Source organism: uncultured Pontibacter sp. (assembly GCF_947502515.1).
GTDB lineage: Bacteria > Bacteroidota > Bacteroidia > Cytophagales > Hymenobacteraceae > Pontibacter.
Genome location: NZ_CANNAI010000004.1, coordinates 246,232 through 272,068, shown reverse-complemented (window position 1 = coordinate 272,068; position 25,837 = coordinate 246,232). Strand labels below are relative to the sequence as shown.

The 25,837-nt window shown below is 50.8% G+C and carries 25 protein-coding genes and 4 tRNA genes; 17 read left to right on the top strand and 12 right to left on the bottom strand.

The features are described from left to right. Position 1: 1 nt before the first annotated feature. Genes Q1A54_RS12390 through Q1A54_RS12375 form a run of 4 tightly spaced genes read left to right on the top strand, consistent with a single transcriptional unit; the run spans position 2 to position 2,991 of the window. Positions 2–385 (top strand): response regulator, encoded by a 384-nt coding sequence (locus Q1A54_RS12390; protein ID WP_007653774.1) that lies wholly within the window; start codon positions 2–4, stop codon positions 383–385. Further along, positions 386–661, top strand: coding sequence for a hypothetical protein (locus Q1A54_RS12385; protein WP_007653775.1), 276 nt, complete (start codon positions 386–388; stop codon positions 659–661). Beyond that, positions 658–1,419, top strand: a complete 762-nt coding sequence (locus Q1A54_RS12380) for an MBL fold metallo-hydrolase (RefSeq protein WP_196115409.1) — start codon at positions 658–660, stop codon at positions 1,417–1,419. Before Q1A54_RS12385 ends, Q1A54_RS12380 begins: the two co-directional genes overlap by 4 nt. Further along, the gene (locus tag Q1A54_RS12375; RefSeq protein WP_299988487.1) at positions 1,420–2,991 is read left to right on the top strand and encodes an NFACT RNA binding domain-containing protein; all 1,572 of its coding nucleotides are present in this window, start codon (positions 1,420–1,422) and stop codon (positions 2,989–2,991) included. Between the two features lie 257 nt (positions 2,992–3,248). Here the strand turns inward: Q1A54_RS12375 and Q1A54_RS12370 are convergent. Together Q1A54_RS12370 and Q1A54_RS12365 are read right to left on the bottom strand one after the other, a co-directional pair. Continuing rightward, positions 3,249–3,330: transfer RNA gene (locus Q1A54_RS12370), tRNA-Leu, on the bottom strand. A gap of 149 nt (positions 3,331–3,479) precedes the next feature. Next, a complete protein-coding gene (locus tag Q1A54_RS12365; RefSeq protein ID WP_299988484.1) occupies positions 3,480–5,738 on the bottom strand; it encodes a TonB-dependent receptor in 2,259 nt (752 codons plus the stop codon). Between the two features lie 375 nt (positions 5,739–6,113). On the opposite strand from Q1A54_RS12365, the gene Q1A54_RS12360 reads away from it, so the two are divergent. Both Q1A54_RS12360 and Q1A54_RS12355 read left to right on the top strand, forming a co-directional pair. After that, complete coding sequence (locus Q1A54_RS12360; RefSeq protein WP_299988482.1) at positions 6,114–6,875, top strand: ABC transporter ATP-binding protein; 762 nt, start codon at positions 6,114–6,116, stop codon at positions 6,873–6,875. 82 nt (positions 6,876–6,957) lie between these two features. Then, complete coding sequence (locus Q1A54_RS12355; RefSeq protein ID WP_299988479.1) at positions 6,958–8,316, top strand: hypothetical protein; 1,359 nt, start codon at positions 6,958–6,960, stop codon at positions 8,314–8,316. A 210-nt stretch (positions 8,317–8,526) separates the two neighbouring features. Here the strand turns inward: Q1A54_RS12355 and Q1A54_RS12350 are convergent. From Q1A54_RS12350 to Q1A54_RS12335, 4 genes are all read right to left on the bottom strand, one after another. Next, positions 8,527–8,599 (bottom strand) — tRNA-Lys (locus tag Q1A54_RS12350). 236 nt (positions 8,600–8,835) lie between these two features. Next, entirely contained in the window at positions 8,836–9,450 is a 615-nt protein-coding gene (locus Q1A54_RS12345; RefSeq protein WP_299988476.1) for a DUF4403 family protein, read from the bottom strand. Between the two features lie 113 nt (positions 9,451–9,563). Beyond that, positions 9,564–9,636: transfer RNA gene (locus Q1A54_RS12340), tRNA-Lys, on the bottom strand. 57 nt (positions 9,637–9,693) lie between these two features. Beyond that, a tRNA-Lys gene (locus tag Q1A54_RS12335) sits at positions 9,694–9,766 on the bottom strand. A gap of 115 nt (positions 9,767–9,881) precedes the next feature. Here Q1A54_RS12335 and Q1A54_RS12330 point away from each other — a divergent pair. Continuing rightward, positions 9,882–10,574 carry an SH3 domain-containing protein gene (locus tag Q1A54_RS12330; protein ID WP_230392018.1) on the top strand — a complete coding sequence of 231 codons (693 nt, stop codon included), beginning with the start codon at positions 9,882–9,884 and terminating at the stop codon, positions 10,572–10,574. Positions 10,575–10,700: 126 nt separating this feature from the next. On the opposite strand, the gene Q1A54_RS12325 is transcribed toward Q1A54_RS12330, so the two are convergent. Next, entirely contained in the window at positions 10,701–11,510 is an 810-nt protein-coding gene (locus Q1A54_RS12325) for an SDR family oxidoreductase (protein WP_299988472.1), read from the bottom strand. Positions 11,511–11,702: 192 nt separating this feature from the next. On the opposite strand from Q1A54_RS12325, the gene thiL reads away from it, so the two are divergent. Continuing rightward, positions 11,703–12,728 carry a thiamine-phosphate kinase gene (gene thiL, locus Q1A54_RS12320; protein ID WP_299988469.1) on the top strand — a complete coding sequence of 342 codons (1,026 nt, stop codon included), beginning with the start codon at positions 11,703–11,705 and terminating at the stop codon, positions 12,726–12,728. A 187-nt stretch (positions 12,729–12,915) separates the two neighbouring features. Here thiL and Q1A54_RS12315 read toward each other — a convergent pair whose 3' ends face one another. From Q1A54_RS12315 to Q1A54_RS12305, 3 genes are all read right to left on the bottom strand, one after another. Then, positions 12,916–13,287, bottom strand: a complete 372-nt coding sequence (locus Q1A54_RS12315; protein WP_196115389.1) for a hypothetical protein — start codon at positions 13,285–13,287, stop codon at positions 12,916–12,918. A 6-nt stretch (positions 13,288–13,293) separates the two neighbouring features. Beyond that, entirely contained in the window at positions 13,294–14,706 is a 1,413-nt protein-coding gene (gene rlmD, locus Q1A54_RS12310) for a 23S rRNA (uracil(1939)-C(5))-methyltransferase RlmD (RefSeq protein ID WP_299988464.1), read from the bottom strand. Positions 14,707–14,806: 100 nt separating this feature from the next. Next, complete coding sequence (locus Q1A54_RS12305; protein ID WP_196115386.1) at positions 14,807–16,474, bottom strand: catalase; 1,668 nt, start codon at positions 16,472–16,474, stop codon at positions 14,807–14,809. 157 nt (positions 16,475–16,631) lie between these two features. On the opposite strand from Q1A54_RS12305, the gene Q1A54_RS12300 reads away from it, so the two are divergent. The 5 genes from Q1A54_RS12300 (at position 16,632) to Q1A54_RS12280 (ending at position 20,082) form a co-directional block, all read left to right on the top strand. Continuing rightward, complete coding sequence (locus tag Q1A54_RS12300; RefSeq protein ID WP_299988460.1) at positions 16,632–17,318, top strand: VOC family protein; 687 nt, start codon at positions 16,632–16,634, stop codon at positions 17,316–17,318. A gap of 144 nt (positions 17,319–17,462) precedes the next feature. Continuing rightward, entirely contained in the window at positions 17,463–18,353 is an 891-nt protein-coding gene (locus Q1A54_RS12295; protein ID WP_299988457.1) for a hypothetical protein, read from the top strand. A gap of 137 nt (positions 18,354–18,490) precedes the next feature. After that, positions 18,491–18,955 (top strand): META domain-containing protein, encoded by a 465-nt coding sequence (locus Q1A54_RS12290; protein ID WP_299988455.1) that lies wholly within the window; start codon positions 18,491–18,493, stop codon positions 18,953–18,955. A 99-nt stretch (positions 18,956–19,054) separates the two neighbouring features. Next, a complete protein-coding gene (locus Q1A54_RS12285) occupies positions 19,055–19,588 on the top strand; it encodes a YceI family protein (protein WP_196115377.1) in 534 nt (177 codons plus the stop codon). Between the two features lie 212 nt (positions 19,589–19,800). After that, positions 19,801–20,082: a hypothetical protein gene (locus Q1A54_RS12280; RefSeq protein WP_196115374.1), complete on the top strand. Its 282-nt coding sequence runs from the start codon at positions 19,801–19,803 to the stop codon at positions 20,080–20,082. Between the two features lie 67 nt (positions 20,083–20,149). Here Q1A54_RS12280 and Q1A54_RS12275 read toward each other — a convergent pair whose 3' ends face one another. Together Q1A54_RS12275 and glgX are read right to left on the bottom strand one after the other, a co-directional pair. Beyond that, positions 20,150–20,431, bottom strand: a complete 282-nt coding sequence (locus Q1A54_RS12275) for a GNAT family N-acetyltransferase (RefSeq protein WP_299988451.1) — start codon at positions 20,429–20,431, stop codon at positions 20,150–20,152. A gap of 25 nt (positions 20,432–20,456) precedes the next feature. Next, complete coding sequence (gene glgX / locus Q1A54_RS12270) at positions 20,457–22,598, bottom strand: glycogen debranching protein GlgX (protein ID WP_196115369.1); 2,142 nt, start codon at positions 22,596–22,598, stop codon at positions 20,457–20,459. A 176-nt stretch (positions 22,599–22,774) separates the two neighbouring features. On the opposite strand from glgX, the gene Q1A54_RS12265 reads away from it, so the two are divergent. The 4 genes from Q1A54_RS12265 (at position 22,775) to Q1A54_RS12250 (ending at position 25,829) form a co-directional block, all read left to right on the top strand. Further along, positions 22,775–23,731: a CvpA family protein gene (locus tag Q1A54_RS12265; RefSeq protein ID WP_299988448.1), complete on the top strand. Its 957-nt coding sequence runs from the start codon at positions 22,775–22,777 to the stop codon at positions 23,729–23,731. A gap of 29 nt (positions 23,732–23,760) precedes the next feature. Next, positions 23,761–23,991, top strand: coding sequence for a hypothetical protein (locus Q1A54_RS12260; protein WP_299988445.1), 231 nt, complete (start codon positions 23,761–23,763; stop codon positions 23,989–23,991). Between the two features lie 223 nt (positions 23,992–24,214). After that, positions 24,215–25,069 (top strand): ABC transporter ATP-binding protein, encoded by an 855-nt coding sequence (locus tag Q1A54_RS12255; protein WP_299988442.1) that lies wholly within the window; start codon positions 24,215–24,217, stop codon positions 25,067–25,069. Then, positions 25,053–25,829, top strand: coding sequence for a hypothetical protein (locus Q1A54_RS12250; protein ID WP_299988439.1), 777 nt, complete (start codon positions 25,053–25,055; stop codon positions 25,827–25,829). The genes Q1A54_RS12255 and Q1A54_RS12250 overlap by 17 nt, the downstream gene beginning before the upstream one ends. Positions 25,830–25,837: the final 8 nt, after the last annotated feature.

Genomic DNA, 25,837 nt, shown 5'->3' with positions numbered 1-25,837 from the left:
CATGGCAGACAACAAAACCATCCTGATTGCAGAAGACAGCTCTGTGATCCTGAACCTGACGAAGAAAATTCTCGAGCTTCAGAACTACAAGATCCTGACCGCCAAGAACGGTAGTGAGGTGATCAAGCAGGTAGAAAACAATAAGATCGACGCCATCCTGATGGACCTCAACATTCCGATCAAAAACGGTATGGAGTGCTCTAAGGAAATCCGTGCGCACAAAGATGAGCAGATCTCCAACATTCCGATCATTGCGGTAACAGGCAACGCCAACAACTATACCATGGAAGACTTCAAGGAAGTGGGCATCAACGAGTACCTGCCGAAGCCGCTTGATTTCGACATGCTGGTACAGACCGTAAAGAAGCACACCGGAGAGTTGTAAATGGAACTGAAGTACACGCGGCCATTTTTAAATAAGCTGGAGGATATTTTTGCGGAGTCAGATTTTGTACTGCGCTACGAGAAGGGGAATTTTAAAGCAGGCTACTGTGTGCTCAAAGACATGAAAGTAGCTGTCGTGAATAAGTACTTCAGCCTTGAAGGAAAAATCAATTGCCTGTACGACATTCTGAGAACCATTACAGTGGATGAGAACCTGCTGAGCGAGAAGAACCGACAGCTCTATCAGGATATCCGCAATCAGGAAAGAACCAATTGAAAGTAACGCTTTTAGGCACGGGCACTTCGCAGGGCGTACCGGTAATCGGTTGCTCCTGCGAAGTGTGTCGTTCTGTTGATTACAGGGACAAACGCCTGCGTGTATCGGTACATTTGCAGGTAGGCGGCAAGAGCATCATCATCGACTCTGGTCCCGACTTCCGCCAGCAGGTGCTGCGCGAGCGCATTCGCACGCTCGATGCCCTGGTGTTTACCCACGAGCACAAAGACCATACTGCCGGCCTCGACGACATCCGCGCCTATAATTTCTCGCAGCACAAGGACATGCCGCTTTACGGCGAGCAGCGTGTGCTGGAGCAGCTCAAGCGGGAGTTTGCCTACATCTTCTCAGGTATACAATACCCCGGCATTCCCCGTGTGGAGTTGCACCCTATTACCGAAGAACCTTTTGAGATCGAAGGCGTTCCTTTCATCCCAATCCGGGTAAAGCACTATAAACTGCCCGTGCTGGGCTATCGTGTCGGAGATTTCACCTACATCACCGATGCCAATTACATCTCGGAAGCCGAAAAGGAAAAGGTACGCGGCTCGAAGGTGATCGTGCTCAACGCCCTGCGCCAGGAGCCGCACATTTCGCACTTCTCATTACAGGAGGCTGTTGAGCTGCTCGAGGACCTGCAGCCGGAGCGCGCCTACCTGACGCACATCAGCCACTTGCTGGGTCTCCACCGCGAGGTAGAGCTCACCCTCCCCGACTTTATCCGACTAGGCTACGACGGCCTGCAGATTGAGGTATAAATGCACCAGAATTACTACTTTTTAAGGCAACTATCCGAGCAGCTGCGCAGCCGGCTGGTTGGGATGGAGCTTGTCACCTGCTTCAGTCAGAACAAGGACGAACTGGTGATAGGCTTTGCTGATGGGGAGCGCGAGTTATATATCCGTGCCTCACTGACAGCCCACTTTTCATCGCTTTCTTTTCCGACAGAGTTTAAACGGGCCAAGGCCAATACGATCAACCTTTTTGGGGAGCTGTCAGGGCAAACCGTACAGGATGTGGTGCAGCACCTGAACGAGCGCAGCTTTAACCTGACGCTGAGCAATGGCTATACCTTGCTGTTCAAGCTTTTTGGCAACCGCTCCAACATCGTGCTGTTTCAGGATGAAGAGCCGCTCAAGCTTTTCCACAAAAAATTCGGCGCTGACCTGGAGCTGAATCCACTGCAGATGGACAGACCTATCCGCCAAAACTTCGAGGCCTTTGCTGCGGCTGATGGTAATCTGAAGAAGGTATACCCTACTTTCGGCGATTTGCCCGCCCTGTACCTGGAGCAGCGTGGGTTTAGCGATGCTACACTCGAAGAGAAATGGGAACTGGTACAGACCATGCTCGAGCTACTCGAAGCACCTGCGGCCTATTATCTGATCAGGCTGAACGGAAAGCTGCGGCTCTCGCTTATACAGTTGGGAGAAGTGCTGCAGGTATACGACAATCCGATGGAAGCCCTAAACGGCTTTACCCGCAGTTATCTGAGCGAAACCGGCTTTGAACGCATCTTTGAGCAGACACAGCAACAACTTCTTAAGAAGCAACGCGCCACACAGGCGATACTGGAGCAAACAGAGGCTCGACTACACGAGTTGCGCCATGGCCGCTCCTACTCCCAGATTGCCGACATCATCATGGCCAACCTGACCAATATTCCGCCCCGAGCCACCGAAGTAGAGCTTTATGACTTCTATACCGACCGCCAGCGCAAGTTCAAGCTCAAGGCCACCGAAACGCCCCAGAAGCAAGCCGAACGCCTGTACCGCAAAGCCAAAAAGCAACACGTAGAAATCAGTCAACTAGAGGAGCGGCAGGAGCGAAAACTCGAGGAAGCCATTGTGCTGGAAGACGCTTTGCAAGCGCTGGAGGAAGCCAAGACCTATAAGGCGCTCAAGCTATACCTGAAAGAGCACGCCCACCTGCTCACCACGAAGCAGCAGGCCCAGCAGGAAGCACCTTTCCGTTTGTTTGAGACCGAAGGCTTTAAGATACTGGTCGGCAAAAGCGCCCAGAACAACGACTTGCTCACGCAGCGCCATACCTACAAAGAAGACATCTGGCTGCACGCTAAGGACGTGTCAGGTTCGCATGTGGTGATCAAGCACCAGGCCGGCAAAACCGTGCCCACCTCCGTTCTCGAGAAAGCCGCCCAACTGGCCGCCTACTATAGCAAGCGCAAAAGCGATTCCCTTTGTCCGGTGCTCTATACCCCAAAAAAGTGGGTGCGCAAACCCAAAGGCGCCCCTGCGGGTGCCGTGGTAGTAGAGCGGGAGCAGGTGATGCTGGTGAAGCCGGAGAACCCGTTTGAACGGAAGGTATAGGAATGGAACCGCTGGATTAGAAAAGACACTACCAGGCCTTTACTAATCTTGATTCATCGCACCTCTCAAAAGCATTCCTATAGAAGACATATCATTACAAAATCATCTTGATCAATTACTTACAAGCAATTGAGTGACCCAGATCACCTAAAGATTCTAGGTCACCGAATAGGTCACTAAGATATGGGCTAAAGAGAGCTTAAAACAGCCCCTAAAAACAAAAAAGCCCCGTTCAGTTAAGAACAGAGCTTTTGATGTGCGCGCGGGGAGATTCGAACTCCCACACCCGAAGGCACCACCCCCTCAAGATGGCGTGTCTACCAGTTTCACCACGTGCGCAGCTGATTAGGTTTGCAAAAGTATATCGAAGAGTTGAGAATTGCAACAGCCATCCATGCTCAAAACTGATTTTTTGCGGCTATTTTCCTGCAAATCCTGTCACTTAACTCGAACTACACTCAAACTGTTCACACAGTCAAACACTTAACTCACTGCGGCAAAGTATAGCGAACGCCCATGAAAAACCGCCGCCCCTGCATAGGTGCATAATTATACTCCGTGTCGAAGCTGTAGCCATACGGATTATTCACTTCCACCTGCCTGTCAAATGGGTCGAAGGGGCGCATGAGCGGGTGCTTGGGCATGAAGTTCAGCAGGTTTTTAACGCCGCCGTACAGTTCCAAGCCCTCTCCCATCGCTTTGGTGACTTGCAGGTTTTGCAGACTAAACAAAGGTGACTTTTCCGGTCTGAAGTCATTCTCCTGAACCGGCAGGTACATCGGGCCTTTCACACTGCCTGTGTAGTCCAGCGTGACACCAAGTTGCCTGAACTGGTACGATGCAGTAAAGGTGCCCGAGAACCGGGGTGCGTGCAACTGCGGAATGCGCTCTCTCCGCCCCTCACCACTATCTTGCACCTGGTATACATCCATCAGCGTAATACCGGTGTGCAGGCGCAGCGGAAAGGTAAAAGCCAGCTCCGTATTCAAGGCTATACCTTTGGAAATGGCATGGCCGCTCAGGTTGTCGTAAATGATCTGCGTGTTGTTGGTCAGGAAATCAGCGATGATCTTGTTCGTGAAATAGGTATAGAACGCCGCTCCCTCCAGATTCAGAAAGCCACTGCCAAGCGGAATGTAGCGCTGGTAGTTCAGGTTGACGTTATAGGACTGCTCTGGCTTCAGTTCATTCCGAATAACAACTTCACGGGCGCCAGTGAGGGCGGCGTGGTCTTCGGTGAACAGGTTGACCACACGATAGCCATTGCCCATACTCAGGCGGAAGGTATTATCTTCGTTTGGAGCCCAGCGCATGCTTAGCCGCGGAGAAAAGATACCCCCATGTGCCGAATGGTAATCGTAGCGCAAGCCAGAGAGCACGGTGAACTTATCAGAGGCTTTGTACTCGTGCTGTGCAAAGGCCCCGGGCAACGAAATGCGGTCTGGCCGGTTCCGGGCAGACTCTCCCTCTCCCGACTCAGTGGCAGGAGTGTTGTCATCATACCAGGTATAGCGGTAAGTGGCTCCCAGCAACAGCTTCTGTCTGGCTCCCAGATCACGATCCCAAACCAGTTGCCCGAAGCCCACCCGCTGATGTCCTTTGTAAACGGTTTCACCGTAAGCGGCATTCTGCTGGTGATCGTTGTAAGAGAAGCTGAACAACAGATTTTCAGGCACAGGCAGTTGGTAGCTTCCCAGCACTTCATAGCGACTTGTGTAGACTGATTCTCCGTATACCTGGTCGCCGCCCCTGTTTACGGGTTGCCACTGCATTTCCCCACCAAAGCGATCTTCATAGTAGTAACGGGCCGCCAGGTTGGCCACCCGGTTTTCCGGTCGGTTCAGGCTCCACTTATTAAATACGGAAAAGCGATGCTGCAGCGGAATATCCGTAAAATTGTCGTGGTTCACGTCCCGTCGGTCGGCAAACCGGAAATAGTTTGTGCTTAGCATAGTCGATGCCCGGTTCCAGCGCTTGCTATACCCAATGTCGGCGTTCAGTTCCCGGTGGGAGGTATAGAACAGGTCAGCGGAGAGACGTGGAGCCGTTGCAGGACTTTTGGTGATGATGTTGATGAGCCCCGCCACCGCTTCTGATCCATACAAGGTAGAGGCCGGTCCTTTTACCACCTCTACCCGTTCGATTAAGCTATTCGGGATGCCACTCAACCCATAAACCGTAGACAGGGCACTCACGACCGGCATACCATCGATCAGCACCATGGTATAAGCGCCTTCCATGCCATTGATGTGGATGTCGCCGGTACCGCACACGCTGCAGTTGATCTGCGGCTGTACCCCATTCACCATCTCAAGTGCTTCGAAAATAGCCGGTGTCGGGTTCTTCTGAAAATATTTGGGAGTATAGACCTCAACCGGCACAGGCGACTCCAGCAGGTATGTCTCCCGCATGGTGCCTGATACCACCACTTCGCGTAAACGGGCATCCTGAGGCTGTAAAGTTAGTTTTACTGTGCTCACTTCGCCTGCCTTTACAGTCACTGACTGCTCCTGCGTCCTGTATCCGATAGCAGAAACATTAAGTTTATATGTACCTGCCAGCACTTGCCCTATCTCAAAGTTCCCATGTTCATCGGCAGTCGTGCCGATACTGCTTCCAGCCAGGCCTATACTGGCGTAAGCAGCAGGTTTGTCTCCCGCAAGTGCCAGTCCTCTGATTTTTCCGGTTTGCGCACTAACCAGATAGGGAATTGTCAAAAACACATAAATCAGGTATAGGTACTTCATTTTTATTATCAAAGCTTTTCATCCTTATTACGAGACAAACTTAAATAAAAGTTTAGATTTACTTACATTATATTTTAGATTCGTCTAAAGAACATAAATACAGTTCTCCTGTTGATGCTATATAATTATGGCAAAGTTTTGGCTCTTAAAGGCTTGCGCGACTGCTATCAAAAAAACGCAAAACATTTGAGAAACGCCGAAACCTTATGCATAGCTACCAATGTTGCTTTAGCACAGAAACGCATAAGATTTTAGGGATGCCGATGGCATTTAGCTTAAGTTTCGCACATAAAGTTTGGACTATTTCGGGGGTATAACTAAATTTATACTTCTATACAAAATAGTTATATTACTATATTTAGCCAGGGGAAGAATATGAGCATCGAGATAAAAGGACTATCGAAAGCGTATGGCAACAAATATGTGTTGCAATCGCTTGACCTGACAGTAGAACAAGGCCAGTGCTATTGCCTGCTTGGCAAAAACGGCGTCGGTAAAAGCACTTTCCTCAACAGTATTCTCGACCTCATTAAACCTGACGATGGCACTATATCGCTATATGGCAAGGACTACCTGAGCAATGCACTGGAAGTGAAGCAGGACCTTGGCGCTTTGTGCGAAGACAACCCCCTGATCGAAGAATTCACTGGTCTAGAGTATCTCAACTTTATAGCAAAGCTTTACAAATTGCCTGAAGAAGAGGCGCAGCAGCGTATCAATAGCCTGACCAATTACTTCTTCACCGAGCGTGAGTCGCTGCACAAAAACATTGCGGGCTACTCTACCGGTATGAAAAAGAAAGTGGGTATTGTGGCCGCCATCCTGCACAAACCGCGCGTGCTCATCCTGGATGAGCCTTTCACAGGCCTTGATCCAATCGCAGCGCAGTTGCTGGTGAAGTTGATCCGCAACTACAGCACGCCAAACCGGGTAGTGCTTATCTCGTCGCATGACCTGAACTATGTAGAGCGTGTTGCCACACACATCGGGGTGCTAAACGACGGCCAGCTGATGTACAATGGCTCGGTACAGGATTTCACCATGAATGGTGAAGCCCTGATCGACCAGGCCCTGTTCCAGCTCCTACAGCCACACCACACTACTACCGACGCCGACATCGACTGGATGTTGAATTAGTTAGAGCGTTTTAGAGTTTAGGAGTTTGAGATTGTAGAGCACTCCTAAATTCCCTGACTCTCCAACTCCTAAACTCTATTACATGGATCTGATTTTATATTCCTGCAAGGCAAGACTGAATAGCTATTTCCGGCACAAGAAGATGCAGCGGGTGCTCCTGCTTGCGCTCGGCATTGTGCTGTCGGCTTTTTATGCCTGGCTGTTTACGTATCTGCTTCAGCAGGCCCGTGATGGCGGACTGAATATGGACGTCAGCCAGATGCTGGGCTATACCAACCTGCTGCTGCTGGCCTTCACAATATTGCGTGGCTTTTTTCCGGCCTACATCCCCAAAGCAGACTTCATTAACCGCATTTACCCTGTCAAACCGCTCAAGCGCTTCTGGACGGAGCTGGTAGTGGAGCTGGTATCGCCATTCTACTTCGTGCTGCTCAATTTCCTGCTTCTGCTCTTCATGATGTCATCTGACTATACCGTGCTGCATCTGGCGCAGAGTTTCCTGGTGTTCCTGACAGCGCATATTACAAGGCGATCACTGCAGGTGTTTATTGAGCGTCGCATCAACTGGCGCAGCAGTGCATTCTGGGGTGCCGTGATCATGGCAGGTGCATTTATAGCTTTGGAAGCGCGTGCGCCTATGTTTGAGCCTGTGAATTCGGTGATGATGCTGGTGGTACACCTGGCGTCGCTGACTTCGTTTCTGATAGCGAATTACTTGCTCGAGCAAGCGGCCTTCGAACCAAAGCGCCGCACCGTGAACTACAGCCACAATGCCCGGCGCAGCCTGGGCTGGCGCCTGTTCAAGAACCACAAAATGGCGAAACAACTGCTCATGTTTGGCTTGGGCTTTAAAGTGCTCATGCTCGGCATCGACGCGACCGTGTACACAGCCAAGGGTATCCATATGCTGGACAAGAACGCAACACTCTGGTTTTTTGTGGGTCCGCTTGTGATCTATACCTATGTGTTCAACAACGTGTGGGGCTTTTATAAAAACCTGTGGCTGACGACGGAGCGTGCTACAGGAAGCTACAAGGAATTTCTAAAGGCCAGCCTATTGCCCTTGCGCATGCCTATTCTGATAGATGCGGCCCTTGTGGTGCTGTATGTGGCCTTCTTCAACCACGAACAGGCAACTTTTATTTTGCTGATGTATGCTGCTGCCGTGATGGTCCTGACGCCAATCGGAATCATAGCATCGTTCACCAGTCCTAAGATGGTAAAAGGCGGTATTCTGAGTTTCAGTGCCAAGACCTCGTACCTCTACAGTTTCTTATCTATGTTGCTGTTAGGTCTGCTGTTTTTGCCGCTCCTGCACCCGATGCTGTACATGGTATACCCTGTTGTGATTGCTCTGACCTTGTTCGCCATGGTCGCAGTGCTGCAGGAGTACAAGCAGTTTAAATACAAGCTGTTTGAAACGCTTTATAAAACTGAGTAAAACTCGCATACCCTATACCTGAAAGCCCCTGACTACGCAAGTAGCCGGGGGCTTTTTGTTTGTTGGGGGTAAGTTTATGTCACTGCGTTGGTGATGGGCCATACCCGTGCGGAAGGTATGCTGAACGCAACTAACCTTGAGACAAAAATGAAGAGAGGGCTAAAAGTAAAAGAGGCTGCTTACTTGCGTAAACAGCCTCTTTCTTTTCAGTGATCCCGCTGGGATTCGAACCCAGGACCCATACATTAAAAGTGTATTGCTCTACCAGCTGAGCTACAGAATCAGTACTCGTATTTCCCCGTGTTGGGAGTGCAAAAGTAGGGCTTTTTCCTTAATTGCCAAAACCCACTGATACTATTCACGCTTCCAAAGGTATCTGTATAGAACGAACCGACACCTTTTTGGTTTAATCTTCCTAAGCATCAACCCTTTAACAGAACAAGAAAAAATTATTTTAAGATGAAAAAAAATATAGCTGCTATACCTGTATTCATCTCTTCCTGGATAGTTTGGCGCAGGTTAGGCAGGCAGCAATTCGCTTAGGTCAAACACATCTACTTCCACTTTTGCCTGCACCTCCAGGTTCAGGAACAACTGGTTTGATTTTGGCATGATGTCCTGCACACGCACCTCTTCTACAGCGCCTGTGAGCTTTAACCCTTTCAGTTCCATACCCGCTTCCAGCATCCCGTTAGCCTTCGTCAGTTCGCCCAAGATGATTTCAGACAGATTTACTCTTGCCTTCTGAATGATCTGATTATAGGCTACTTTATTGACCAGCACTTCGAGCGAAGAATTATAAAAACGGCTGGAGGTCTGGGCCTGCATGTTGAACCTGCGGATGTATACCTGCTGCGTGGCATTGTCGTAGGCTGGCGTAGCCTGCACATACAGGTCCACATTATCGCGCTTGAGTATGGTCCTTAAAATCCGTATCCTGACTTTGAGGATGATGTCGCCGGCGCCTGCACTGCTGCCTGCCAGGCCAACGTCCAGAATCTGTGCGTAGGGGTTTGAATCCGTATCTTCGGAAGGCTTCGGTATGTATTCGCCCACCAGTTGCTTTTGGAGTACGCTTTCCAAAGCAGGGTAAGAAATAGTTACCGGCACCTGAATCTTGACAAAGTTTTCCATTGATCGACTTTAGGTAAGCTATGGCATTTAAACTCGAAACAGCCCAAAGGGTTTGGAATTGGCAACAGGGGAAATAAAAAAGCCCCAAACATAGGTTTGAGGCTTTCTTGAAGTGATCCCGCTGGGATTCGAACCCAGGACCCATACATTAAAAGTGTATTGCTCTACCAGCTGAGCTACAGAATCGGTAATAAGTTAGTGAAGAAAAGCACCTCCTTACCTATAGAAGGGAGGTGCTTTTTGTGATCCCGCTGGGATTCGAACCCAGGACCCATACATTAAAAGTGTATTGCTCTACCAGCTGAGCTACAGAATCTTTTTACTAACTTGCATTCTCAAGGGCGATTCCCTTAATTGCGTTGCAAAAGTAATATCTATCTGTTTAAATGCAAAATCTTTGGTTCAAAATCTCTGGTTTTTTGCTCCTTTTTTTGGCGCTAAACACCGAACCAGTTTATAGTCAGACAGATAATAAAGCCCTATCCCAAGCTGATTCTCTCTTTAACAGCCTGCAGTACACTGAGGCTTTCACGCTCTACGATTCGTTGCTGCAGCACCAGCAGGTATACACGCCGCAGATGCTCCTCAAGATGGCCTACATCAAGGAAAGCGTGCGTGACTATACCGGAGCCATGTACTACCTGCACCTCTTCTACAAAAAACAGCCTAGTCGCTCAGTTCTCAAAAAGATGGAGGAACTCGGGCAGACGCATCGCCTGAGCGGCTACGAGTACAACGACCTGCAGTTCTTCAAAACCCAGTTCAGCAAGCACTACATGCGCATTCTGGAACTGCTGTTGCTTGTGGCTGTGGTGACCGTGACGGTGATGTTTGTGAGCTGGCGCAAAGGGCACCGCTTCAGCCAGACATTTAAAGTAGGCTTTGTGGTATACCTGCTCTTCATCCTGTATTACATCAATTTTCTTGACCTGGGTGACGAAGGCATCATCCGTAACGACCAGGTGGCGATCATGTCGGCACCCTCAGCCGGTGCTACCTGGCTGGCTACTGTTTCACAGGGACACAAGGTACCTATTACAGGGGAGCAGGACATCTGGTACGAGATCCGTTGGAAAGGCGAAAAAGCTTACGTGCGCAAGCACAATCTGCTGGAACTGCCGTAGTTTTTTGGCTAAAGGAAAATGCCCTTTTGAAAAGAGAACTTTGTGCTAGACATCAATGAAAAGAGAAGCCCGAAAGCTTCTCTTTTATATTTTTTCACACTATCAAAAGCCCTTTGAACAAAGTATTTACTTCTTTAATGGTGAGTCTTTTTCCTTCGCCATCACGTTGTACACCAGCTTATCGGCCAGACTAGGGAAGAGTTTGTTGACCCATACCGCCATCTTGCCCTGGGTGGTCATCACGAGGTCACGCTTGCGTTTGATAGTCGCCTGCAGGATGCGATCAGCTACTTCTTCGGCACTCATCATTTTCTGCTCGTCACGCGGAGTCTCCCCCTGCTGTTGTCCGTCCGCAGCCAGGGCCGTGTTGCGGATGTTGGAGGCCGTGAAACCCGGGCAGGCAATCAGGACGTGCACGCCAGAGTGAAGCAGCTCGGTGCGGAGCGTTTCCAGAAAGCCGTGCATCGCAAACTTAGAAGCCGAGTATCCTGTGCGTGCAGGCAGGCCACGGTAGCCGGCGATAGACGAAATGCCAATGATGGAGCCTTTCGCCGCTTGTATGTAAGGCAGCGCAAACTTGGTGCTGTATACCGTGCCCCAGAAATTGATGTCCATCACTTTGCGCAGCACGTCGAGGTCGAGGTCTTCAAAAAGCGCCCGCATCGAGATGCCGGCATTGTTGATCAAAATGTCCAGTTTCCCGAACTTACTAACAGTCTCCGCTACCATACGCTCGCAGTCGGCTTCCACACTCACATCTGCGTTGATCGCCAGGTTGTCTATACCTGCCGCCGTCAGTTCCTGTGCGGTCTGGTCGAGGTTCTGTTGGTTACGCCCGGAGTAGGCTACCTTCGCTCCTGCCTTGCCAAACGCAAACACCAGCGCCTTGCCTATACCTGACGTACCGCCCGTTACGAGTACTACTTTATTTTTCATCTTTGTCAAATCAGCTTATACATTGTCCGCTTTGCCAGGCAGACAAATATTCGGATAGCTTCCCACTCTTTGCAGGAACCAGTTACAAAACTACTATTTCTAAGGTAAATATCGTGCAGTAATTCCGTGATGGGTGGATTACTCCTATACCTTATAAATTGCGTACCTTTGCAGGTATAAAGCAGAAACAAGATGAGCAACTATACCTCACTAAGTGAATTAGGCGAGTTTGGCCTGATCAAGCGCCTGAACGAAAAGATTGAGCTCACGCAGCCTTCTACTATCAAAGGCATCGGTGATGATGCAGCCATTCTGGAGCCGGGCGAAAAACAGATTGTGGTAACGAGCGACATGCTGCTGGAGGGTGTGCACTTTGACCTCACCTTCTGCCCCCTGAAGCACCTGGGTTACAAAGCGGTAGCCGTGAATGTATCGGATATTGCAGCCATGTACGCCAAACCAACTCAGATCACAGTGAACATCGCACTGGGAGCTAAGTATACTGTGGAGGCCGTAGAGGAACTCTACGAAGGGATGCGCCTGGCCTGCGAGAACTACGGTGTGGACCTGGTGGGCGGTGATACTACCTCTTCCCGCACCGGTCTAGTGATCAGTATCACGGCTATCGGTGAGGTGGCCAAAGGCAATGCGGTGCTGCGTAGCGGTGCTAAAGAAAACGACCTGATCTGCGTGACCGGTGACCTGGGCGCGGCCTACCTCGGACTCCAGATTCTGGAGCGCGAAAAGCAGGCATTCATGGCTGACCCGGAGATGCAACCGCAACTTGAAGACAGGCAATACATCGTGGGTCGCCAGCTCCGTCCGGAGGCACGCATGGATGTGATCCATGACATGAAGGAGCGTGACATTAAGCCAACTGCCATGATCGACGTGTCAGACGGACTGGCCTCAGAGCTCTTCCATATCTGTGCGCAGTCCGGTGTGGGTGCCACGATTTACAAAGACAACCTGCCCGTAGATGAGCAGACATTGGAAGCTGCCATGGAGTTTAAACTCGACCCGATCACCTGCATCCTCAACGGTGGCGAAGACTACGAACTGCTGTTCACGGTGCCAATTTCAGATTACGACAAGGTGAAGAACCACCCCGACATCAGCATCATCGGTAAGATCACCGACAAGAGTGAAGGTATCAATCTGGCCAACAAACACGGACAGTCCTTCCCGCTCCAGGCACAGGGCTGGCAGCATTTTTAGATCTGCGTATCAAGTATCTATCATGACCTTGAAAACAAAAAAGGAAAGCTGCCTAGCTTTCCTTTTTTGTTGGGTATGAGTTACTCCTGCTGCTGATTAATTCCTTTTATTTTTATCAATATCAGTAACATAACTTAGTCGTGTTACTGATACTTGTGCGTCAGGATACGAAATTTGCAACGCAAGTTTAATCCTCCGGATAAGGTATGAACACAAAGTTGGTGAAGTTCTCTCCGTCTACCACAAAGAGGCAGCAAAACTCGTCCGGGTCTTTGTAGGCTGCCACGAAGTCTTCTATTTTCTCCGGGTCCACCAGGCGGTGTTTGATAAAGTCCTCCAGGTAAGAAGCGTTAATATTCCACTCCAGCGCCAGCTCTTCTTTGGCCAGGAAAAGTGAGCCAATGGGTACCTCCGTTCGGGCAAAAACAAAGATCGGGTATTTGGAGATATGGCGTTTGCGCACCTGGTACGATGCCTCACGCAGGGTCTCAGCCACCACCACAAAGTCTTTGGAAATGGTGCCGAGGTATTTACCGTTTAATTCAGGATCGTTTTGCATTCGCTTTTATTTAGCTGTTAACAGAACAATATTTTCAACGTGGTGCGTCTGTGGGAACATATCCACCGGCTGCACACGTGTTACATCATACTTCTCAGAGAGCAGTTCCAGGTCACGGGCTTGTGTGGCCGGGTTGCAGCTCACATATACAATGCGATTCGCATGCACCTGCAGAAGCTTCGCTACCACCTTCTCGTCCATACCTGCACGCGGTGGATCCGTGATCACCACGTCCGGCCTACCATGGCGCTCGATCAGTTCATCTGACAGGATGTCTTTCATGTCGCCTGCATAGAAGGTCGTGTTGGTAATGTCATTGATCTGCGAGTTGATCTTGGCATCTTCAATGGCGCTTGGCACATACTCTATACCGATGACCTCACGTGACTGACGGGCCACGAAGTTAGCGATCGTTCCGGCTCCGGTGTAGAGGTCATACACCAGTTCATTCCCGGTCAAACCGGCAAACTCGCGGGTGAGTTTATAAAGCTCGTAGGCTTGGTCACCGTTGGTCTGGTAAAAGGATTTCGGTCCAACCCTAAAGCGTATACCTTCCATTTCCTCGTGAATGTAAGGCAAGCCCTTGTAGCACACTACTTCCAGGTCATGGAAAGTCTCGTTGCCTTTGCCGTTCACCACATACTGAAGCGAAGTGATCTCAGGGAAAGTTGTAGCCAAATGATCTAGTAAGCCTGTCAAAGCTTCCTCGTCCTCGTGGTATACCTGCACGATCACCATCAGTTCGCCGGTATTAGCTGTGCGGATGATCAGGTTGCGCAACCAGCCGTTCATGCGGAGCTTGTCAAAAAACACCAGCCCATTGGCGCGGGCGTAGTCGCGCACGGCCAGTCGGATGCTATTGGAAGGCTCAGGCTGCAGGTAACAGTTCTGGATGTCAAGAATCTTGTCGAAGCGGCCCGGCATGTGGAAGCCCAACGCCCGGCGCTCGTGCTCCTCCCCTGACTTGATCTGCTCGTTGGTCAGCCAGCCGTAGTTGGAGAAGGTGAACTCCAGTTTGTTGCGGTAGAACTTGTCTTTGGCAGAGCCCAGGATCGGGTCGAAAGACGGAAGTGCCACCTTGCCGATGCGCTCCAGGTTATCCTGAACCTGCTTTTGCTTGTAGTACAACTGCGTGTCGTAGCCAATGTGCTGCCACTTGCAACCGCCGCAGGTACCGAAGTGCTCACAGAATGGCTGTACCCGCACCTCAGAGTAGCTGTGGAAGTTGATGGCCTCCGCCTCCATGAAGCTCTTCTTCTTGCGGGTGATGCGCAGGTCTACCACGTCGCCGGGAGCCACACCGCCCACAAACACTACCATATTATCGTGGCGCGCCAGGCACTTGCCCTCCGCTACCATCTCCTCGATTCGAATGTTCTCGAGTACTTCGAAATTAGTCTTCTTCTTATGCTTTCTCACAATACTGCAAAATTAGCTAAAATTCGGGAGATGTGGGAATGAACAAAAAAAGGCCGCTCCTTCCTGGGAGCGGCCTCTCTGTACCTAATCAATTTGCAGCTTAATAAGGCTTCGCTTTGTGAGACTTCTTTTTAGCGTCCTGCACACCTTCTTCGCCGGTTACATTACCTGACGGGCCATCCATGCCTTCGATTTTCTTATGCTCCATCATCATCTTCTTCATCTCCTTCGTAGCACGGTCGATGCTTTCTCGCACTCTGCGGCCATAGTCTTCGTCGGCCTGCGTGAAGTACTCCAGCATCTTGTCCTGTATGCGGCTATCGCATTTGGCCAGGTCGTTGCCCAGGTTGTTGATCAGCTCGTCACGCTCCCAGTCTTCGAAATTGCGGTAGGTCTCACCAGCCTGCCCGAACGGGTTCGGTCGGTCGATTGGCTGACGCACCAGGTTCGCTTCGTAACGCGGAGAATACTCCTTCGGCTTTTCAGCCTGCTGCAATCCTCCCAGTATGGACGGCTCGTAGTTTACGTGGATGTTCTGCCCTTCTGCAAAGTCTGTGTCGAAGGCCATTTGTCCGCCGCGCTGGTTAGTGGCCACATGGGTCTTCGGTGCATTGATCGGCAGCTGCAAGTAGTTGGCTCCAACACGGTAACGCTGCGTATCGGAGTAGGAGAAGGTACGGCCCTGCAGCATTTTATCGTCCGAGAAGTCCAGTCCATCTACCAGTACACCCGTACCGAAGGCGGAAAGCTCTACCTCGTTGAAGTAGTCCACAGGGTTGCGGTTCAGGGTCATCTTACCTACCGGATGCCAAGGAATTTGGTCTTTCGGCCACAGCTTGGTGTCGTCCAGCGGATCAAAGTCCAGCTCCGGATGATCGTCGTCGCTCAGAATCTGCACGTTCAGTTCCCACTCCGGGTAGTCGCCGCGCTCGATCGCCTCATACAGGTCCTGCGTGGCGTGGTTGAAGTTCTTACCCTGTATCTCCTGCGCTTCTTTCTGGGTCAGGTTGCGGATACCCTGTTTCATCGGCTCCCAGTGGTATTTCACCAGCACCGCCTCGCCATCTTCGTTTACCCACTTGTAGGTGTTCACACCCGAGCCCTGCATCTGACGGTAGTTGGCAGGTATACCCCAGGGCGAATACAGGAAGGTAACCATATGAGTTGCCTCCGGTGTACCGGAGAAGAAGTCGAAGATACGCTCGGCACTTTGTATATTGGTTACCGGATCTGGCTTCTGGGAGTGGATCAGATCCGGGAATTTCATGGCATCGCGGATGAAGAAGATCTTAAGGTTGTTGCCTACCAGGTCCCAGTTACCGTCTTCGGTATAAAACTTCACGGCAAAGCCGCGTGGGTCACGCAGCGTCTCAGGTGAGTGCGTACCATGGCCTACGGTAGAGAAGCGCACAAACACGGGCGTTTCTTTTCCTTTCTTAAACACCTTGGCGCGGGTAAATTTTTCAATAGGATCATTGCCTACTGTACCATACGATTGGAACACACCGTGTGCTCCGGCACCACGAGCATGCACTACGCGCTCCGGCACGCGCTCACGGTCAAAATGCGATATCTTTTCTATGAAGTGGTAGTTCTCCATGGTAGCCGGACCACGGTTGCCTACTGTTCTAATATTCTGATTGTCAGTGACAGGGTGCCCCTGGCGGGTAGTGAGGGTTGTGCCTTTGCTGGCGTTACGGGATTTTTCGGCTTTGGAGTACTTTGACTTATCCTGTCCATTGCCTTTCATGCTTTCTTTTTCTTTCATGACCTGTTGATTTTGGTAGATTTACAGATAGTATTTAACGAAACCAATAATGAAGAGTTGGTTTAAATTCGTCTAAATAGGTATCTCCCCTCTAAATGTCCTCTGTTATTTATTCTCGTATATCTCTTAAGTAAGTACCACTCCCTGAGACAATCTGATGAAAATAATTTCTGTTGAACTGCACACCCGCCAGCCTGAAGAGCTAAAAGCTTTTTATACCGAAACCCTGGGGCTACCTCTGCTGTCAGAAGAGCAGCAGGCTTTCAGTGTGCAGGTGGGGCACAGCACCCTGACTTTCCGTACAAACCGGGAGCGGCCAGTAGGTGGCTACCATCTTGCTTTTAATTTACCAGGCAACCGGATTGCGGAAGCAGGCAAATGGCTGCAGGATCGTGTGGCTTTTCTGTATGCACCCGGTTCCACTTCGCCTGTCGTATACCACGAGGCATGGCAAGCCCAGGCACTTTATTTTTATGATCCGGAGCTCAACCTGCTGGAGTTCATTTCACACCGCACAGCCCCAGCCAGCCTGGCACCCTTTGGACCAAAGCAGCTTATAGGTGTGGCAGAGGTGGGCTTGCCTGTGCGTGATGTAGCATCCTTTGCGCAGGAACTGCGCGAGAAGCTGCAACTGACCCGCTGGAAATCGGCCAATGCGCTGTTCGAAGCTGTAGGAGGCCCAGAGGGTATGTTCATTGTGGTGCAGGAGCAGAGGCCCTGGTTCCCTACCCAAAACCCCTCCCAGGCACTGCCGCTGCGTCTGTCCGTACAGGCACCGGGCAAAGGGCGCATTGAGCACGCTCTTTTCGAGATCAGCCCAGCAGCAGCGACTCCTCAGGTATAGCCTGGCTTTTATACTTCGTCCTTTCCATACTGTACCGAGTTGAATCACCACTTGAGCGTATGCAAATGATGCCTTAACCAAACACTGCGGCTTGATGCTCGTTTAAAAAGCATAGTTGAACATGAATCTATAAAACATAAAACTATGAGACATAACGAAGATTTTGGTAGAAGCTACCGTGAGCAAGGAAGACGATCCGGCGACAGGTATAACCAATCAAGCAATCTATCTAACTACCAGTCGCGCTACGAAAACCGCGGCAACTACTACGGTATGCCGGACCAGCACCACGAGTACCGAAACGTAAGCAGCCAGGGCAGCACAAGCTATGGCAGTAGTGGCCCGGTGGGTGGCTATGGCGCCAGCAGCTGGCGCAGCAACCGCGATCAGGATGACCGCCATACGCAGGGGCAGATGCACCAGAATGAATGGGGTGGCAGTGGCAGCAACCAGTACAGCAATCGCGACAGAGACAACTACAACTACGGCTCTGGCAGCGGCAGTTCACAGGGCGACCACTACCGCTACGGCGACCCGAACCCATACATGAACTACGAGCGGCAGGGCGGCTATGAGAAAACCCGTGGCACCGGCTGGCGAAGAGAAAGCGATGTGGACCATACCAACCGCCGCTATGACCGCCAGGAGAACAGCTACCGCCATACCGGCCATGGACGCCGCTTCGACCAGTACGGCCAGGACGAGCGCTATAATTATGCGCATGGCCGGCAGGACGGACGCCGAAGCATAGAAGATTCAGAAAGCCTGGACGACCGCTACTACGACCGTGGTGAGCACCGCAGCAGCAGCAGCGACAATGACTACGGTCGCCAGTATGGCAGCAACTACGATCACCGCAATCAGGATCGTGAAGGCCGCAATGACAACTATGAAACACGTCGCTTCCGTGACCGTGACCATGATGACTCTCCAAGTCGCAGCCCACGTGGCTATGGTTACCGATCGGGTCCGGATTATTCGGCCGACTCTCCTATTTCGAGTTACGGCCGAAGCGTACGCGGCTACCAGAAGTAAAATCTAAAAGCGAAGTCCACCTCCCGGGTGGACTTCCTGCTTTAGGGTGCCATGCTACCTAATTCCGGTCTTATGCGTATGCAATTCCATACCTGGACAAGGCATCCGATAAACTTATGCCCTTAATGAAAGACACTATGAAAAATATGGTACGCACCAGTTGGCTCTTACTACTACTCCTGTGCCTGAACGCCTGTAACCTTGGCGAGAAGAACAGACAGTACGGCGTTGAAGGAGACACAGAGCTGAAGAGCTCTTACTGGATTCTGCTCTCTTTGCAGGATCAGCAGTTTCAGGATAATCCTGAAAACCGAACCGCTTACATCCGCTTTGAAGCTGGCGAAAATGAGCTAAAAGGGTACACAGGCTGCAACCGGTTGATGGGCAGGTATAGCGTTAATAACGGCTCTCTGAAGCTGACTAACCTTGGCACCACACGGGCCATGTGCCCCATCATTGAGCAGGAGAACCTCCTGATGGCTGTACTCGAAAAAGCAGACTCCTACCGCATTGCCGGCGAAATCCTCACCCTTTTCTACCAGAACAGAGCCATCGCTACATTCAGAGCAGGCGCAGAACCCAACATGCCTCCCAATCCCTGAGCAAATAACTGCCAGATTATAACCCTATTACCTGTGATGCAGTATGCTAAAGGCACTGGCACCCATATATAGTCAAACAAATTAAAACCACTTATACCTATGGCAACAACTAAATGGATCGTAGACCCGGCACACAGTGAGGTGCAATTCAAAGTACGCCACCTGATGATTACAACCGTGACCGGCTATTTCGAAAAATTCAATGTAGAAGTGGAAACAGAAGGCGAAGATTTTCACAACACCAAGAGCATTGTATTCACGGCAGATGTTGACTCCATCAGCACTAACAACGAGCAGCGTGACACGCACCTGAAGTCAGCTGACTTTTTTGATGCCGAGAACCATGAGCAAATCAGATTTGAAGGCAAAGACTACGAAGAGCTGAAACCCGGTTTTGAAAAACTGAACGGAGAACTCACCATTCGTGGCACCACACGGCCCATTACACTCAATGTGGAGTATCACGGTACCGTGGTGGACCCTTATGGACAAACCAAGGCAGGATTCAGCGTGGAAGGCAAGGTCAACCGTAAAGAATTCGGATTGATGTGGGACGCAGTAACCGAGGCCGGCAGTGTAGTTGTGAGCGATGAGATACGCCTGCACTGCGAGATACAGCTCGTGAAACAATAATAAGTTAACTGCGCTGGTCTGCGACACCCGGCCCGGCGCAGCTATTTTACTTCCCTTAACACCTTAACAGAATACTCCCGTTCGCTTAGCCCCTCACCACGGGCAAGCGCCTCTACCGGTATTTCCTTTCCGGTAACCTTGCTCCTGCTTCAACCGGCTGTATGACCGTCCTACAAATCAGGCATGCCTGTTTGTATGAACCTTCTATTAATATGCAAAAGAAAAGCGCCAGAAAAGCAATTAAAGACACCTTAAATATTGAGCTGAGTGACAAGGCGGCTCAGGAGTTATACCTGAATATCTGCAACTTTCTGCTTCACAACGATGACAAGTGTTACATCAGTGTCATCAGGTATAAGTACCTGCTGCTGTGCGATGAGATCAGCACAGCTGTTAGCGATTACCTGGTCATGGAACAACTTTTAGAGCAGATGCAGGCCAAGCACCCGCTGGTGCTCTCGGCCATTGCTTACATCGCACGCTACAAGTCCTGACACAAAAAAAGGTATAGCTTACCGTTGTTCTGGCAGGCTATACCTTCTATTCGATTGCGCAGGCAGGCTATTGTTTCAGCAGCTTTTGATAGTCCGGATTTTTGTGAATAAACTTTTTCACGACCGGACAGGTAGCGATCACTTTCTTCCCGTTTTCTTCTGCGTAGCACAGACCTTCTTCTATCAGTTTGTTGGCTACTCCTTTACCTCGTGCCGACTCAGGCACGAATGTGTGTGTAAAATCTATTACTTCCTCTGAAGGTGTGGCATAGGCCAGTTCAGCATCTTCATTACCCATGTTGGCGGTAAATTGCTGGTATTTTTTATCGTGTTTTATATCCAATTCCATTTCTGTTTTATTTTAAGTGACATAATCAGCTCACCAATTGTCCTGCCGGGTGATGCAACAGCACAACTGAGCGACTTCCGATGCGTATAGTCTCGCCAGCCTCCACGGTAGGTCCTTCATCCTTGATCTTCGTGTTGTGGGTATCCAGTATTTTGGTCCACTGGGTGCCGTATTTAGCCTCCGGCATAGTATAGTCCATGTCTTCGTGGTGAGCGTTGAAGATCAGGTAGAAACTATCGTCAATGATCTGCTCTCCTTTAGGGCCGACAGAATGCAGGCCACGACCATTCAGAAACACCCCCAGTGACTTGGCAAAGTCGTGGTTCCAATGCTCTTCCGTCATCTCCGAGCCATCCGGCTGAAACCAGGCAATATCCTCTACGCCCACCCCTTTGATCGGCTGCCCCTGGAACCAGCGACGACGACAGAATACCGGGTGGTTGCGACGCAGTTCAATCAGTTTTTGGGTAAAAGCCAGCAATGATTTGTCAGCGTTTATCCAGTTGATCCAGGATATTTCGTTATCCTGGCAGTAGGCGTTGTTATTGCCCTGCTGCGTTCTGCTTATTTCGTCGCCGGCTACCAGCATGGGCACTCCCTGCGACAGAAACAGCGTGGTAAGAAAGTTGCGCTTCTGCCTTTCGCGCAGCTCAATCACCTTTTTGTCTTCCGTTATACCTTCTGCCCCGCAGTTCCAGGAGCGGTTGTGACTTTCGCCGTCGTTGTTGTCTTCGCCGTTAGCCTCGTTGTGCTTTTCGTTGTAAGACACCAGGTCGTTCAGCGTGAAGCCATCGTGCGCCGTGATGAAATTGATACTGGCAGTAGGGCGACGCCAATCGTCGCGATAGAGATCGGAGCTGCCTGTAAAGCGTTCCGCAAACTCACCCAGCATACTTTCGGCACCGCGCCAGTAGTCGCGTATGCAGTCCCGGTACTTGCCGTTCCACTCGGCCCAACCCGGCGGAAACTTGCCCACCAGGTAGCCGCCTTCCCCAATGTCCCAGGGCTCAGCAATCAGCTTCACCTGCGAGATAACCGGGTCTTGGTGGATGATGTCGAAGAAAGAGCCGAGTCGGTCTACCTCGTGCAGCTCTCGGGCCAGGGTGGCTGCCAAGTCGAAACGGAAGCCGTCGACGTGCATCTCCAGAATCCAGTAGCGCAGGCTGTCCATGATCAGGCGCAGCACCGGTGGCATCATGGCGTTAAGCGTGTTACCTGTGCCGGTATAGTCCATGTAAAAGCGCTTGTCTTCCTCTACCATGCGGTAGTAAGACGAATTGTCCACACCGCGGAATGACAGCGTCGGGCCCATATGGTTCCCCTCTCCGGTATGGTTATACACCACATCCAGAATCACTTCTATACCTGCCCGGTGCAGCGCTTTCACCATGTTTTTAAACTCCACCACCTGCTCTCCCAGCGTGCCACTGCTTGAGTAGCGCACATCAGGCGCAAAGAAACCGATGGAGTTGTAGCCCCAGTAATTGGTCAGGCCCTGGTCGGCCAGGTGCCGGTCGGTGATGAAATGATGTACCGGCATGAGCTCGATGGCGGTAATGCCCAGCTCCTGCAGGTACTTGATGGTAACCGGATGACCGATGGCTGCATAGGTTCCGCGTATCTCCTCCGGTATATCCGGGTGCAGTTTGGTCAGCCCTTTGACGTGCGCTTCGTAGATGACCGACCTGTGGTATGGGATCTTGGGTTGCTTCACACCTTCCCAATCATAGTTCGGGTCCACCACCACGCTACAAGGTATAAAAGGAGCACTGTCGAGTGTGCTCATCTTGAGGTCTTCTTCAGGACCGCCTATTTCGTAGCCGAAGAGGGAGTCGTGCCAGTTTATCGTACCTGAAATAGCTTTGGCATACGGATCAATCAGGAGCTTATTCGGATTGAAACGATGGCCGTTGGATGGCTCGTACGGCCCGTACACCCGATAGCCGTACAGCTGCCCCGGCCTGATCTCGGGCAGGTAGGCGTGCCATACCTGGTGGGTACGCTCGGTCATCTTTATCTTTACCGATTCACTCTCGTCTTCGGTCGTGTTAAAAAGGCATAGCTCTACGCCAGTCGCATTGTCGGCGTACAGGGCGAAATTAACGCCTTCACCATCCCATGTGGCACCCAGCGGGTAGGGATTGCCAGGGTATACGGTAATATTCATAAGGATTTTGTAACTTAGGTATCTGATATGTCCTTTTCAGGACTTCTTCATCTACGCAGAAAGCTTATAAAGAGTCACGCCATACCTTATTTATTGTCAACTGCTGGTCAGGCCGGGACGGTGACCCCGTCATCTTTGAATGGCACCTGTCCGTACTACCACTAAAAAGACCTGGAATGAACGCCCTTGATCTTCTTCTCACCCTTATTGTGCTGTTCAGCGCCTACATGGGCTGGCGCCGTGGCTTTGCCTTCAGCCTGCTCGACCTGGTGCGCTGGGTGGGTACCCTGATTCTGAGCTTCCGGCTATACCCTTCCCTCGCCGACTGGCTCAGCCGCGCCACTGACTGGAGTGTCTACTGGATCCCGCCCATCTCTTTTTTTATCATCGCGGTCTTATCAAGTATGCTCATACAGTTCGTAGGGTCGCTCATACTGGATCAGTTCTCGGACGAACTGCATGAGCACCACGTGAACAAAGCACTTGGCACCATGCCAGGACTGATGAGCGGCATCATTACCATCGCAATCATTTCGATTCTGCTGCTGTCTTTTCCCTTTCCGGAGCGTTTTCAGAGCTATGTGCAGGAAAGCAGTATTGCTGGCAGATTCGGAACCTATACCCACCTGGCAGAAGATGAACTGGCCCCTGTGTTTGACCGGGTAGTGAAGCGCACCCTCAACAAACTTACCATTGCGCCGGAGTCGGGGCAGTATATCGAGTTGCCCTTCACAGCCGATGACTACCAGCCGAAGCCAGCCCTAGAGGCCCGCATGCTGGAGCTTGTGAACCAGGAGCGTATCGCCATGGGCTTGCAACCCCTGCAAGCGGACACTGCGCTCACAACCGTCGCCCGCCGGCATGCAGCCGATATGTTCACGCGCGGCTATTTCTCACACATAACGCCTGAGGGAGCCAGTGCCGCTGACAGGATCCGGGCGGCCAATATTCCGTTCAGGGCAGCCGGCGAAAACCTGGCCCTGGCTCCTACCCTGACCATTGCCCACAAAGGGCTGATGGAGTCGCCGGGTCACCGGGCTAACATCCTGCATGTGCGCTTCGGGCGGGTAGGTATAGGCGTGCTGCAAAGCAGGAGGCATGGCCTGATGATCACACAGAAGTTTAGAAACTAACGTATACCTGAGCAGATCAAGGTATAGCCATGCAGCACGTGAACAGCGACTTTTTAACCATACAGCTTGGCAGCGACAAAACGCCTGCCGTCTTTGTGGTGGATGTCAGCAAACTGTGCTTTGCCTACTTCAAACCAGAGACTGAGCAGCAGACCGCTAAACTTGTGCTTGACTTTGGATCCTCTCAGAAAATATTCGAAAAACAGGACGCAGAGCAGGTATACCTGGCGCTTTCCCATCATCCCTCTTTCAAGGTATAGGTATAGCTACAGCGTTGTTGCAGCGCAGGCAATTTCGTCTCTTCCTATTTCGCCTATACCCACTTAAGCTCCCCTTCCTCCCTTAGGTATGCGAATTACTCAAGTACCTGATTATAAGCTTATATATCCTTCACTAAATATTTTTTTAAAATAATTTGGTATTGATAAAACAATATCTACATTTGTAGTGTACTATGTAACTAATACACTAAAACAAACGGATATGATACAGATCAATAACCTCAGCTTTGGGTATAGCCGCAAGTCGCTGCTGTTCCGAAACCTGAACCTGAAGCTACGGGAGGGCCACATTTATGGACTGCTGGGCAAAAACGGTGCAGGCAAGTCTACCCTGCTCAAAAACATGGCGGGACTCGTTTTCCCGTTGGAGGGTAGCTGCCAGGTAAACGGCTTTGAGGCTGGTAAGCGCTATCCTGCCATGCTTGAGGACCTGTATTTTATACCTGAAGAGATTTACATGCCTTCGCTTACAGCCAGGCAGTTTGTAGCGAACACCGCCCCTTTTTACCCCCTCTTCGACGAAGGAGCTTTTTACCGCTACCTTTCGGAGTTTGATGTGCCGCAGGATGCCGTTTTCAACAAAATGTCGTTTGGGCAGCAAAAGAAAGCCATTATTGCTTTCGGTCTGGCTACCAACACCAGCGTGCTGATCATGGACGAACCGACCAACGGCCTGGATATACCTTCCAAGGTACAGTTTCGCCGCATCATCGCTTCTGCCCTTACGGAGCACCGCTGTATCATCATCTCCACGCACCAGGTACGTGACCTCGACAGCCTGATAGACACACTGGTGGTCGTACATGACCGGGAAATCGTGCTGAACGAGTCGCTTGATGCGATCAGTGAGCGTCTCACTTTTACCACCCTTTCTGAAACGGAAGCACAAAGTGCGCTTTACGCAGAAGACGCGCTGCGTGGCAAGCAGGCCATACTGCCTAACCTGATGGGCAACTACAGCAAAGTGGACATGGAGCTGCTTTTCAACGCCATTACCAGTGGCAACACATCTGTAACCGAAATCCTTCAAAGACCTCACTATGAACAATCACTTTAATCTGAGTCGCTTTGCCCTGCTGTTCCGCAAACACACCGTGGAGCAATACAAGACCTACCTACTGTCGCTAGGGGTACTATTGGGCGCCATGTTCATCATCATGGGCACGGCCAGTTACCTGGCTGCAACACCTATGGAGTCTGAAGAGCAATCCATCTTCTTCATGTTTTTTTTGATAGGGGCAGGTATGGTGTTTTCGAGCACTGTGTTTGCGCAACTGGGCGACAAAAAGAAGGCTATCGCATTTCTGACCCTGCCCGCCTCGCAGCTCGAAAAATACCTGGTGGGTTGGCTTTACGCGTTTCCGATTTACCTGCTGCTGTTTATACCTTCCTTTTACCTGATCCTCACCATAGTGCTCAGCATTGATCCGCGGGTTGGTTCTGATCCGGAAATGCTAAACATTCTGACTTCTGATCCGCGACTACACATTTTGTTGATCTTCTATGCCTTGTTCAATGCCTTGATGCTAGTGGGCTCAGCTTATTTCAACAAGCATCATTTTATCAAAACGGCTTTTGCTGGCTTTGTAGGCATCCTTCTGTTTTACAACCTAAACAAGCTTTGGGTACAGGCCATGCTCGGGCGCGACCTCGTATCGGCGGGGCCTTTTTCAGCGGCCTATTTTATGGAAAACGAAAAGCGATTTGACGTGGGTGCCTATGAGGGAAATGAACTACTCATCGTCTTGCTGCTGGTCGTGCTGGCCCTGATCAGTTGGGTAGTAGCTTATTTTAAAATAAAGGAGAAGCAAGTTTAGTAGGGAGG

Bases quoted from the DNA above. Each gene is read 5' to 3' on its own strand.
- Q1A54_RS12390 (WP_007653774.1), top strand. From the start codon at position 2: ATGGCAGACAACAAAACCATCCTGATTGCAGAAGACAGCTCTGTGATC.
- Q1A54_RS12385 (WP_007653775.1), top strand. From the start codon at position 386: ATGGAACTGAAGTACACGCGGCCATTTTTAAATAAGCTGGAGGATATT.
- Q1A54_RS12375 (WP_299988487.1), top strand. From the start codon at position 1,420: ATGCACCAGAATTACTACTTTTTAAGGCAACTATCCGAGCAGCTGCGC.
- Q1A54_RS12365 (WP_299988484.1), bottom strand. From the start codon at position 5,738: ATGAAGTACCTATACCTGATTTATGTGTTTTTGACAATTCCCTATCTG.
- Q1A54_RS12360 (WP_299988482.1), top strand. From the start codon at position 6,114: ATGAGCATCGAGATAAAAGGACTATCGAAAGCGTATGGCAACAAATAT.
- Q1A54_RS12355 (WP_299988479.1), top strand. From the start codon at position 6,958: ATGGATCTGATTTTATATTCCTGCAAGGCAAGACTGAATAGCTATTTC.
- Q1A54_RS12345 (WP_299988476.1), bottom strand. From the start codon at position 9,450: ATGGAAAACTTTGTCAAGATTCAGGTGCCGGTAACTATTTCTTACCCT.
- Q1A54_RS12325 (WP_299988472.1), bottom strand. From the start codon at position 11,510: ATGAAAAATAAAGTAGTACTCGTAACGGGCGGTACGTCAGGTATAGGC.
- thiL (WP_299988469.1), top strand. From the start codon at position 11,703: ATGAGCAACTATACCTCACTAAGTGAATTAGGCGAGTTTGGCCTGATC.
- Q1A54_RS12315 (WP_196115389.1), bottom strand. From the start codon at position 13,287: ATGCAAAACGATCCTGAATTAAACGGTAAATACCTCGGCACCATTTCC.
- Q1A54_RS12305 (WP_196115386.1), bottom strand. From the start codon at position 16,474: ATGAAAGAAAAAGAAAGCATGAAAGGCAATGGACAGGATAAGTCAAAG.
- Q1A54_RS12300 (WP_299988460.1), top strand. From the start codon at position 16,632: ATGAAAATAATTTCTGTTGAACTGCACACCCGCCAGCCTGAAGAGCTA.
- Q1A54_RS12295 (WP_299988457.1), top strand. From the start codon at position 17,463: ATGAGACATAACGAAGATTTTGGTAGAAGCTACCGTGAGCAAGGAAGA.
- Q1A54_RS12290 (WP_299988455.1), top strand. From the start codon at position 18,491: ATGAAAAATATGGTACGCACCAGTTGGCTCTTACTACTACTCCTGTGC.
- Q1A54_RS12285 (WP_196115377.1), top strand. From the start codon at position 19,055: ATGGCAACAACTAAATGGATCGTAGACCCGGCACACAGTGAGGTGCAA.
- Q1A54_RS12280 (WP_196115374.1), top strand. From the start codon at position 19,801: ATGCAAAAGAAAAGCGCCAGAAAAGCAATTAAAGACACCTTAAATATT.
- Q1A54_RS12275 (WP_299988451.1), bottom strand. From the start codon at position 20,431: ATGGAATTGGATATAAAACACGATAAAAAATACCAGCAATTTACCGCC.
- glgX (WP_196115369.1), bottom strand. From the start codon at position 22,598: ATGAATATTACCGTATACCCTGGCAATCCCTACCCGCTGGGTGCCACA.
- Q1A54_RS12265 (WP_299988448.1), top strand. From the start codon at position 22,775: ATGAACGCCCTTGATCTTCTTCTCACCCTTATTGTGCTGTTCAGCGCC.
- Q1A54_RS12260 (WP_299988445.1), top strand. From the start codon at position 23,761: ATGCAGCACGTGAACAGCGACTTTTTAACCATACAGCTTGGCAGCGAC.
- Q1A54_RS12255 (WP_299988442.1), top strand. From the start codon at position 24,215: ATGATACAGATCAATAACCTCAGCTTTGGGTATAGCCGCAAGTCGCTG.
- Q1A54_RS12250 (WP_299988439.1), top strand. From the start codon at position 25,053: ATGAACAATCACTTTAATCTGAGTCGCTTTGCCCTGCTGTTCCGCAAA.